This is a genomic window from Ideonella sp. P3_A4 (assembly GCF_056403075.1).
The window spans coordinates 1-7,140 of sequence record NZ_JBFUGE010000317.1; the positions used below are offsets into that span (position 1 = coordinate 1).

The following is a 7,140-nucleotide window of genomic DNA, read 5'->3' on the forward strand; positions in this document are numbered from 1 at the left end:
CACCAGCTGGAGCACGAGCACCACGCTGGCGTGACGGCCTTGATGCGAACACCGAGCCACGCCACCCGCGCCCAAGCCCTGCTGGCCAAGTACGCGTCGATGGACCTGCCAGTGCGGTGGTTGAGCGCCGACGAGGCGCGGGCCATCGAGCCTGGCCTGAGCACCAAGCTGCCCTTGCACGGCGCGTTGTACTGGCCGAAGGGCCAGACCGCCAACGGCCGTCAGTTCGCCCATGCGCTGAAGACCGAAGCCCAGCGCCTGGGCGCCCGCTTTCAGTTCCAGCAGGAGGTGATCCGGCTCTCACCGACGGCCGCTGGTGCGCGCCAGCAGGTCGAGCTTCAGGCCGAGCGCAGCCGCGACCTCGGTGAAAGCAGCCTCGGCAACACGTCGACGGGTACCACCACGATCGCCGACGAGGGCCCGCAGACCTTTGACGCAGTGGTGCTTTGCAGCGCCGAAGCCGCGTCTCGCTTGTTGGCCGGCCCTGCCCGCCCGCGCATCKCCTGGGGCCACGTGCACTCGGTCACCGCGCCGCGACACATCGCGGCAGAAGCCAGCGAAACCTTCGGGCCCCGCGGTGCGGTACTGGACCCGGCAGCCGGCATCACCGTCGGCCGCATGGGCGACCGCTTGCGCGTGGCTGGCGGGGCAGCCTTCGGCGCCGCACCATCTCGCCCTTCAGAGCCCGTGCTGGCGCGGCTGTACGCAGCACTGGAAGCGACCTTCCCCGGCGCCACTCGAACCGCGCGGGCACAGCCCTGGGTCGGCCGCCAAAGCCAGTTGGCAGACGGCCTGCCGGCGGTGGGTCGAGCCCAGTCCGCCGGGCTCTGGCTCAACGTCGGCCATGGCCCCAATGCCTGGGCCCAGACCACCGCCTGCGCCCGGCTGTTGGCCGATCAACTGGCAGGCCGCCCCGCCACCTTCGACTGCACCGCCATCGACCCAGCCCGCCTGCGCTAAGCTGAGCTTTCTTCGACTTCGGGAAGACTGCCGATGAGCGGGCTGCGCAAGCTGCTGCTGGGTGATGGTGGTGCGCTGTTGTTCGACAGCGCGGCAAGCCGAGCGATCGAACAGGCCGCCCTCGCCGCTGCGCCCGCCCATGCCTTGATGGAGCGCGCCGGCCTCGCCGTGGCGCGGCTGGCGCTGTCGATGGCGCCCCACGCGCAGCGCATCTGGATTGCCGCGGGCCCGGGCAACAACGGGGGCGACGGGCTGGTGACCGCGCGGTGGCTGCATGCCACCGGCAAGAGCGTCCACGTGACCTGCATCGGCGACACCGATCGTCTGCCGCCAGACGCCGCGCATGCACGCCATCAGGCGCTGCTCGCCGGCGTAACGCTGCACGGAGCGACCGACTGGCCGGCGGAGGATCAAGACCTGGTCATCGACGCCCTGCTCGGCCTGGGCCAGCGCCGCGCTCCCGAAGGCGCGATGGCAGCCGCGATCCAGGCGCTGCAGGCCCACCGCCAGCGCGGCGCCACCGCGCTCGCCATCGACCTGCCGACCGGCCTTTGCGCGGACACCGGCCGAGCCTTGGGCGACGTCCTGATGCAGGCCGATGCGACGCTGGCGTTGCTGACGCTCAAACCAGGCTTGTTCACCAGCCAAGGCCGTGACGCGGCAGGCGCGGTGTGGTGCGACGACCTCGGCGTGACGCCAAACGCAGCGCAAGCCACGGCCAGGCTGTCCGCCCGCACGGACGCGCTGGCCGCGATGGCCCTGCGACTGGGCGCCCTGCACGCCTCGCACAAAGGCCGCTTTGGCGACGCCTGGATCGTGGGCGGCGCACCCGGCATGCAGGGCGCCGCACAGTTGGCGGCTCGCGCCAGCCTGCGCGCCGGTGCCGGCCGCGTCTACGTCAGCTGGCTGGGCAGCGACGATGCCGCGCCACCGTCCGTTGACAGCCCTGAACTGATGCAGCGCTCGTGGCACGACGCGCGCACGGCAAGCTGGGCGGACCAAGCCACCGTGGTGTGCGGTTGCGGCGGTGGCGACGCGGTGCGCAAGGTGTTGCCTGAGCTGATCAGCCGCGCGCGCCGTTTGGTGCTGGATGCCGATGCGCTGAACAGCATCGCCGCCGACAGCGCCCTCGCCCAGCAACTGGAAGCACGCGGCCGACGCGGCGCAGCCACGGTCATGACCCCGCACCCGCTGGAGGCCGCGCGCCTCTTAAGCATCGACACCGCGGCACTGCAGGCCGATCGCCTTCGCTCGGCACAGGCGCTGGCCGATCGCTTCGGCGCGGTGGTGGTGCTGAAAGGCTCGGGCAGCGTCGTGGCAGCGCCGGGTCAGTTACCGATCATCAATGCCAGCGGCAATGCGCGGTTGGCCACCGCCGGGACCGGTGACGTGCTGGCCGGCTGGATCGGCGGCTGCTGGAGCAGCCACGCTGACGACGACTCGCTTTCGACAGCAGCTCAGGTGGCCATCGGCTGTGCTTGGCTGCACGGCCACGCCGTCGAGCGGTCAGGCGCAGCTTTGCCCCTGCCCGCCAGCCAGTTGATCAACGCGATGGCTGAGGCGGCAGACGCGCTGCGCTGAGCGCGCCGCCGCCCTTCAGCGCTTGCTGCGTGGCTTGCCCGCGCTGCGCGGTGACGCGCCATCCGTCGCCTTGCCTCCGCTCTCGGCGGTGGCCTTGGTGCGCGACGAACTGGCGCGTGTGGTGCCGCCTGCGGCGCGCTTTCCTTTGGCCGCGCCCTTGCTGGCCTTGGCTGCCTTGGTCGCGCGCTTGTGAGCGCGATCGGCCGATTCGACACCGGCGAGCGCCTCGCTCGCGCTGCTTGGTTCTCCGCGCGGAGCCTGGCGGCCGCGGGACAGCAGGCGATCGCCTTCGCCTTCGCGGACCATGCGGAAGTCGATCCGGCGACCGTCCAGGTCGACCCGGCTGACCTGCACCCGCACCCGCGCGCCGATCGCATAGCGGATGCCGGTGCGCTCGCCGCGCAGCTCTTGCCGCATCTCGTCGAAGCGGTAGTACTCGCCGCCCAATTCGGTGATGTGGACCAGGCCGTCGACGTAGAGCGCGTCGAGTGTCACGAACAGACCGAAGCTCGTCACCGCGCTCACTGTGCCGGCGAATTCTTCGCCCAGGTGCTCGCGCATGTAGCGGCACTTGAGCCAGGCCTCGACGTCGCGCGAGGCTTCGTCGGCCCGCCGTTCGTTGGCGCTGCAATGGGCGCCGGCGCCTTCCCAGTGTTCTTGCTCGCTGATATGCGGCTTGGCGGCCTTGCTGCCCTTGCGCAGCTTGGTGGCACGGCTGCTTTCGGCCAGCTCACCGGTCGCGAGGTGGTAGCGCTTCTTCGCCAGCACCGCCTTGATGACCCGGTGCACCAGCAGGTCCGGATAACGCCGGATCGGGCTGGTGAAGTGGGTGTAGGCGCCGTAAGACAAACCGAAGTGGCCGCTGTTGGCGGGCGTGTAGATCGCCTGCTGCATCGAGCGCAGCAACATCATGTGGATCTGACTCGCGTCGACGCGGTCCTTGGTCGCCTCGGCGATGGCCTGGAATTCGCCAGGCGTTGGGTCCTCGCTGATCGCGAGGCCGAGGCCCAGGCTCTTCAGGTAGTTCTGCAGCGTCGTGCGCTTCTCGGGCGTCGGCCCTTCGTGCACGCGGAACAGCGACGGGTGCTCGGCGCCGGCGATGAACTCGGCCGCACAGACGTTGGCCGCCAGCATCGCCTCTTCGATCAGGCGGTGCGCATCGGTGCGCGTGCGCGGCACGATCTTCTCGATGCGGCCGTTCTCGTCGCAGACGATCTGCGTCTCGGTGGTCTCGAAGTCAATCGCGCCGCGGCGATGGCGCGCTTTCAGCAGCGCGCGGTAGACCTCGTGCAGGTTCAGCAGCTGCGGCATGATGTCGCGCCGCTTCGCGGCCTCGGGGCCGCGGGTGTTGGCCAGCGCCGCGGCTACTTCGGTGTAGGTCAGCCGCGCATGCGAGCAGATGACCGCCGGGTAGAACTGGTAGGCATGCATCTCGCCATCGCTGTTGATCAGCATGTCGCAGACCATGCTCAGGCGATCGACTTCGGGGTTCAGCGAGCACAGGCCGTTCGACAGCTTCTCAGGCAGCATCGGGATGACGCGGCGCGGGAAGTAGACCGACGTGGCGCGCTCGTACGCGTCCTCGTCCAGCGGTTCGCCGGGCTTGACGTAGTGGCTGACATCGGCAATCGCGACCAGCAGGCGCCAGCCCTCGAACGCCGTCTTGCCACGCCCGCTCTTGTGCGGCTCGCAGTACACCGCATCGTCGAAGTCGCGCGCGTCTTCGCCGTCGATCGTCACCAGCGGCACGTCGGTGAGGTCGATGCGGTGCTTCAGGTCGGCCGCGCGCAGCTTGTCCGGCAGCGCCGCGGCCTGGGCCAGCGTTTCAGGCGAGAAGCGGTGCGGCACCTCGTACTTGCGCACCGCGATCTCGATCTCCATGCCCGGGTCGTCGATCTGCCCTAACACTTCAGTCACGCGACCAACCGGCTGCGAGTACATCGAGGGCGGCTCGGTCAGCTCGACCGCCACCACCTGTCCTGCCGCCGCGCTGGCTGTGGCGTTCTTCGGGATCAGGATGTCCTGACCGTAGCGGCGGTCTTCTGGCGCGACGAGCCACATGCCGTTCTCGTGCAGCAAGCGGCCGATGATCGGCATCTTGCGACGTTCGAGGATCTCGATGATGCGGCCCTCAGGCCGGCCCTTGCGGTCGTAGCGGATGACGCGGACACGCACGCGGTCCTTGTGCAGCACCGCGCGCATCTCCTGCTGCGCGAGGTAGATGTCGGGCTCGCCGTCATCGCGCTGCAAGAAGCCATGGCCGTCACGGTGGCCGAGGACGATGCCCTCGACTTCGCTCATCAATGCACCGCCCAACGCGGGGGTGCTTGCATTCGTTTTTGTTTTGATGGTATAGTCCTATCTTTCGTTGCRACGCGAACGCGAAACAACGTTAAGCCCAGGTGGCGGAATTGGTAGACGCACTAGTTTCAGGTACTAGCGGGTAACTCCGTGGAGGTTCGAGTCCTCTCCTGGGCACCAGAGTTAAGAGCAATAAGAACAGAAGAACAACAAGACATACAAGAGGGCCAGCGCGAAAGTGCTGGCCCTTTTTTCTTGTCCGTTGCGCCGATCAAACTGCTCGCCAAACTGCCTGCATTGGCGAAGTTCAGAAGCCCGACCACACCGCTGTTGATGCTGGTGGTCGAGGCCAAATGAAAAAGCCCGCCGATCAGACTGAGAGCTTTCGCGCCAGACCTTCCGGGCGCAGGTTGTCGTAGTCTTCGAAAGGCTGGTGGATCCACGGGCTCGTGGCCAGCATCTCGACGTAGTAGTCGGGCGTGTAACTCGACACGGCCTTGGTCCAGATGACCGCCGAGCGCAGCTCGGTGATCGACGGGATGCCACGCAGGCGGTCGACCACCGCCTTCAACGTCACACCCGAGTCGGCCAGGTCATCGACCAGCAGTACCCTGCCCGCCAGCTCACCCTTGGGCATGGTGATGTACTTGGCCAGATCCAGCCGGCCCTGGATCGTGCCGGCCTCGGCACGGTATGAGCTGGTCGACATGATCGCCAGCGGCTTGTCGAACACACGCGACAGCACATCGCCCGGGCGCATGCCGCCGCGGGCCAGGCACAGAATCYGGTCGAACTCCCAACCCGAGTTGTRCACCTTGAGCGCCAGGCGCTCGATCAGCAGGTGGTATTCGTCCCAGGAAACGTACAGGTGTTTGCCGTCGTCGGTCAGCATCGTTGTCCCTCGATTCTTGTGTTGATGTCAGGCCGCCTTGTAGGGGTGGCGCAGCAAGATGGTGTGATCGCGGTCCGGGCCGGTCGACACCATGTCGATCGGGGCGCCGATGAAGGACTGCACACGCTCCATGTAGCGGCGCGCATTCAGCGGCAGCTGATCCCACTGCGTCAGGCCGGCGGTCGAGCCCTCCCAACCCGGGAAGGTTTCGTAGACCGGCTGGCAGGCGGCGATATCGTCGGCATCCAGCGGCAGGATGTCGAGCGACTGACCGCCCAGCGTGTAGCCCATGCAGACCTTGATTTCTTTCAGGCCATCGAGCACGTCGAGCTTGGTGAAGCACAGGCCCGAGATGCCGTTGATGATGATCGAGCGCTTCAGCGCAGCAGCATCGAGCCAGCCGCAGCGGCGCGGACGGCCCGTGACCGTGCCACGCTCCTGGCCGATGGTCGACAGGTGGTGACCCACCGTACCGGGCTCATCCATCGGCAGCTCGGTCGGGAACGGACCTGAACCCACGCGCGTGGTGTAGGCCTTGGTGATGCCCAGGATGTAGTGCAGCATGTCCGGCCCGACACCCGAACCGGCGGCCGCGTTGCCCGCGACGCAGTTGCTGGAGGTGACGTACGGGTAGGTGCCGTGGTCGATGTCCAGCAGCGTGCCCTGCGCACCTTCGAACAGCAGGTTGGCGCCTTCGCGGTTGGCGGTGTAGATGCGATAGCCCACGTCGGCCATCATCGGCCGCAGCGCCTCACCCATCTTCATGGCCTGGTCGTAGATCGGCTGGTATTCCAGCGGCGTGCTCTTCAAGTAGCCACTGAGCGCAAAGTTGTGCAGTTCCAGCAGCTCGCGCAGCTTGGCGGCGAAACGCTCGGGGTGCTTCAGGTCTTGCACGCGCAGTGCGCGGCGCGCCACCTTGTCTTCGTAGGCCGGGCCGATGCCCTTGCCGGTGGTGCCGATCTTGCCAGCGCCGCTGGTTTCGCGCAGCGCCTCACGCGCCTTGTCGACCTCGACGTGGAACGGCAGGATCAGCGGGCACGACTCGCTGAGATACAGACGCGAACGAACGTCCAGGCCGATCTTCTCCAGGCGCTCGATCTCCAGCAGCAGATGCGACGGGTCTACGACCACGCCGTTGCCGATGTAGCAGACCACACCGTCGCGCATGATGCCCGAAGGGATCAGTTGGAGCGCCGTCTTGACGCCCTTGATCACCAGCGTGTGGCCCGCGTTGTGGCCGCCCTGGAAGCGGACCACGCCTTGCGCATGGTCGGTCAGCCAGTCGACAACCTTGCCCTTGCCCTCGTCGCCCCATTGGGTGCCGACGACGACGACGTTGTGGCCGCGCGTGACGGCCGAGGAAGTGCTCTGTTGCATCGATGTCATCAAGTCAAAGGATTCGGAAG

Annotated in this window: 6 protein-coding genes and 1 tRNA gene; 4 read left to right on the plus strand and 3 right to left on the minus strand. The window is 67.6% G+C overall.

The window, feature by feature from the left end; genetic code table 11:
- Positions 1–960: NAD(P)/FAD-dependent oxidoreductase (locus AC1DYI_RS22575; RefSeq protein WP_477206381.1), on the plus strand; the 960-nt coding region annotated here is incomplete at its 5' end.
- 33 nt (positions 961–993) lie between these two features.
- Positions 994–2,541, plus strand: coding sequence for an NAD(P)H-hydrate dehydratase (locus AC1DYI_RS22580; RefSeq protein ID WP_477206382.1), 1,548 nt, complete (start codon positions 994–996; stop codon positions 2,539–2,541).
- A gap of 15 nt (positions 2,542–2,556) precedes the next feature.
- Here AC1DYI_RS22580 and rnr read toward each other — a convergent pair whose 3' ends face one another.
- Positions 2,557–4,842, minus strand: a complete 2,286-nt coding sequence (gene rnr, locus AC1DYI_RS22585; RefSeq protein WP_477206383.1) for a ribonuclease R — start codon at positions 4,840–4,842, stop codon at positions 2,557–2,559.
- A 95-nt stretch (positions 4,843–4,937) separates the two neighbouring features.
- Here rnr and AC1DYI_RS22590 point away from each other — a divergent pair.
- Positions 4,938–5,022 (plus strand) — tRNA-Leu (locus AC1DYI_RS22590).
- A complete protein-coding gene (locus tag AC1DYI_RS22595; protein ID WP_477206384.1) occupies positions 4,993–5,199 on the plus strand; it encodes a hypothetical protein in 207 nt (68 codons plus the stop codon). The genes AC1DYI_RS22590 and AC1DYI_RS22595 overlap by 30 nt, the downstream gene beginning before the upstream one ends.
- Before the next feature lie 13 nt (positions 5,200–5,212).
- Here the strand turns inward: AC1DYI_RS22595 and AC1DYI_RS22600 are convergent, their stop codons facing one another.
- Together AC1DYI_RS22600 and AC1DYI_RS22605 are read right to left on the minus strand one after the other, a co-directional pair.
- Complete coding sequence (locus AC1DYI_RS22600; RefSeq protein ID WP_477206385.1) at positions 5,213–5,734, minus strand: phosphoribosyltransferase; 522 nt, start codon at positions 5,732–5,734, stop codon at positions 5,213–5,215.
- 27 nt (positions 5,735–5,761) lie between these two features.
- The gene (locus AC1DYI_RS22605; RefSeq protein WP_477206386.1) at positions 5,762–7,111 is read right to left on the minus strand and encodes an adenylosuccinate synthase; all 1,350 of its coding nucleotides are present in this window, start codon (positions 7,109–7,111) and stop codon (positions 5,762–5,764) included.
- Positions 7,112–7,140: the final 29 nt, after the last annotated feature.

What these genes read in the sequence shown, in the direction of transcription:
- AC1DYI_RS22580 (WP_477206382.1), top strand. Translation starts at nt 994, where the DNA reads ATGAGCGGGCTGCGCAAGCTGCTGCTGGGTGATGGTGGTGCGCTGTTG.
- rnr (WP_477206383.1), bottom strand. Translation starts at nt 4,842, where the DNA reads ATGAGCGAAGTCGAGGGCATCGTCCTCGGCCACCGTGACGGCCATGGC.
- AC1DYI_RS22605 (WP_477206386.1), bottom strand. Translation starts at nt 7,111, where the DNA reads ATGCAACAGAGCACTTCCTCGGCCGTCACGCGCGGCCACAACGTCGTC.